3 protein-coding genes are annotated in these 3,038 nt (G+C 32.3%); 1 reads left to right on the top strand and 2 read right to left on the bottom strand.

What is annotated here, in order from left to right:
* Nucleotides 1–55 precede the first annotated feature (55 nt).
* Both AC30RD_RS03230 and AC30RD_RS03225 read right to left on the bottom strand, forming a co-directional pair.
* Nucleotides 56–1,261, bottom strand: coding sequence for an aspartate kinase (locus tag AC30RD_RS03230; RefSeq protein ID WP_489492783.1), 1,206 nt, complete (start codon nucleotides 1,259–1,261; stop codon nucleotides 56–58).
* A gap of 98 nt (nucleotides 1,262–1,359) precedes the next feature.
* Complete coding sequence (locus AC30RD_RS03225; RefSeq protein ID WP_489492782.1) at nucleotides 1,360–1,830, bottom strand: RNA pyrophosphohydrolase; 471 nt, start codon at nucleotides 1,828–1,830, stop codon at nucleotides 1,360–1,362.
* Nucleotides 1,831–1,949: 119 nt separating this feature from the next.
* On the opposite strand from AC30RD_RS03225, the gene hemW reads away from it, so the two are divergent.
* The gene (hemW, locus tag AC30RD_RS03220) at nucleotides 1,950–2,993 is read left to right on the top strand and encodes a radical SAM family heme chaperone HemW (protein WP_489492780.1); all 1,044 of its coding nucleotides are present in this window, start codon (nucleotides 1,950–1,952) and stop codon (nucleotides 2,991–2,993) included.
* Nucleotides 2,994–3,038: the final 45 nt, after the last annotated feature.

Here is a 3,038-nt window from a genome sequence, read left to right as displayed (position 1 = left end):
TCACTTTCTAACTTTTTCACTTAACTACTAAACTATTTTAACCATTTTAACCAAATTACTTATACAACTCATAAGCGTCATGAAGCGCTCTAACTGCTAACTCACTATATTTTTCATCAATTATCATCGAAATTTTAATCTCGCTTGTGCTAATCATCTCAATATTTATATTTTCTTTTGCCAAAGTTTCAAAAGCTTTGCTAGCAACTCCGCTATGGGATTTCATTCCAACTCCAACTATCGAAACTTTTGCAATATTTGGATCATACTCTACTCTTTCATACTCATCTTTAAATTTTTCCATAATTTTTTTGACTCTCTCAAGCTCATTTTCCGGAACGGTAAAATCCATATTTGTCTTTCCGTCCTCACCTATTGTTTGAACGATCATATCCACATTGATATTTTCTTGAGCAAGCGCTTTAAAGATCTCCGCTGCAATTCCAGGCCTATCTATCACCCCTCTTAAACTAACTCTTGCTTGATTTTTATCCAAAGCTATTCCACTAACTAACGGCTTTTCCATGATATCTTCTTCCTTTGTAATTATAGTTCCGGGATTATCGTTAAAACTACTTCTAGCCTCAATAACAACGCCTAACTTTTTTGCAAGCTCCACGCTTCTGTTTTGCAAAACCTTTGCACCTAAACTTGCAAGTTCCAACATTTCATCATAACTTATTTTTTCAAGCTTTTTAGCTTTTGGTTCGATTCTTGGGTCCGTTGTATAAACTCCGTCAACATCGGAGTAAATTTCGCACTTATCCGCATGAAGAGCCCCCGCTAAAGCAACGGCGGTAAGATCACTACCTCCCCTTCCCAAAGTAGTTACCCTTCCATCTTTACTAATTCCTTGAAAACCGGCAACCACAACGATTTTCCCTTTTTTTAGTTCATTTTTTATAGGTGTTGGATCGATCTTTTCTATTCTTGCCATAGTATGGGAGCTATCAGTTACGATTCCGGCCTGTCTTCCAGTCATTGCAACGGTTGGATATCCCATCTCATTCAAGGCTATGGATAATAATGCGGCCGTTACCCTCTCTCCAGAGCTTAACAAAAGATCCATATCTGTTCTACTTGGAGTTTTACTAAAATGTTTTGCGTATTCGATAAGTTTATTTGTCTCGCCGCTCATAGCTGAGACTACAACGACTACGTCATTCCCAGCCTCTTTGGTTTTTGCGACTCTTTTGGCTACATTTTCAATTCTTTCTAAAGTTCCAACACTTGTTCCACCATATTTTTGAACGATTAACATCTAAATCCTTTGTTGGTTTCAAGTTTTGAAATTTCAAATTTAAAGTTTCAATACCTAAAACTTCAAACTTCAAACTTCCAACTTTAAACTTCAAACTATTAAATATACCCCTCATTTTTAAAATACTCTAAAACCTTTTTATATATAGGTCTTTTAAAATATGTTATATACTTAAAAAGATCCTTATAAGGAACAAACTTAAACTCTTTAAATTCGGGCTCTTTTGTATCAAGTTTTATTTTCGCGCCCGGTTTAAGCCTTATTAGAAAATATTTCTGTTTTTGTCCGTCGTATGGATACATCTTTTTTGCTATCACTTTTGGAAAATCATAACTTACCCATTCTGGGTATTCGGCTATTATCTCGATCTCATCGGTTCCGATCTCTTCTTTTAGCTCTCTAAAAAGAGCCTCTTTGGGGCTCTCACCTTCATCAATTCCGCCCTGAGGGAACTGCCAAGCGTTTTCAACGTCATTTCTTAAAGCAATCATAAATTCAACTTTCTGCGGATATTTTGATGATAACACAATTGCCGCAACATTTGGTCTATATCTTTTTTTTTCGCTCATGTCCCCTCTTTATATAACTTGCCCTTAGATAAAAACTTTGATATATTATCCAATAACTAATTAAATTCCAATTAGTTTTGGCGTTAAGATTTGAGCAAAAATTTTTAAAAAGGAGAGATTTGCTTTTATATATACATATTCCCTTTTGCGATAGCAAATGCCACTATTGCAGTTTTAACTCCTTTACTAAAAATCATCATTTAAAAAAAGATTATATAAAAGCTCTTTTAAAGCAGTTAAATTTTGAATTTGAAAGATTTAAAGTAAATAAAAATATAGAATCGGTTTTTATAGGCGGGGGAACCCCGTCTGTTTTAGATGTAAAATATTACGAAGAGATTTTTAAAATAGTATCTCCCCATTTTAAAGATAATATAGAAATAACCATAGAGGCAAATCCAAACAGCGCAACATATGAGTGGCTTAAAAACATCAAAGAGTTTGGAATAAATAGAGTAAGTTTTGGAGTCCAAAGCTTTAACGATAAAAAATTAAAATTTTTAGGGCGTAGCCATAATTCAAAAGATGCTCTAAAAGCTATAAATAATGCACAAAAGAGCGGATTTGAGAATATATCAATAGATATTATTTACGATACCGCGCTCGATAACAAAGAGCTTTTAAAAAAAGATATTGATTTAGCTTTATCTTTGCCGATAAACCATATATCGGCCTACTCTTTAACCATAGAGGAAAATACTCTTTTTGAAAACAAAAAGGATGTTAAAAAAAGTGATGAAAATATCGGATATTTTTTAAAAAAAATTATACCTTTTGAGCAGTATGAGGTATCAAACTTTGGAAAATATAAATGTTTTCATAATATAGGATATTGGAAATTAAAAGATTATATAGGCGTTGGAGCTGGAGCTGTCGGTTTTTTAAAAAATAAAAGATTTTATCCAAAAAACGATCTTTTCGAATATATTAAAGATCCGTTAGATATAAAGGTAGAAAATCTAACCCAAAAAGAGATAACAGTTGAAAAAATTTTTTTAGGATTTAGAAGCTTTATTGGAGTGGATAAAAAAATTTTAAATAAGGATATGGAAAAAAGAGCTAAGATTTTGATAAAAGAAAACAAACTTTATGAAAAAAATGGAAAAATTTATAATAAAAACTTCTTTTTGGCAGATGAAATATCACTATTTATTTTAGGATAACTTTCTAACTTTTTCACTTGCTTATTAAACTACTCAACCACTTAA

The sequence above is a fragment of the Nitrosophilus sp. genome, assembly GCF_982775275.1.
Note: the sequence above shows the minus strand (reverse complement) of the source record. Positions and strands in the feature narration are given on the sequence as shown.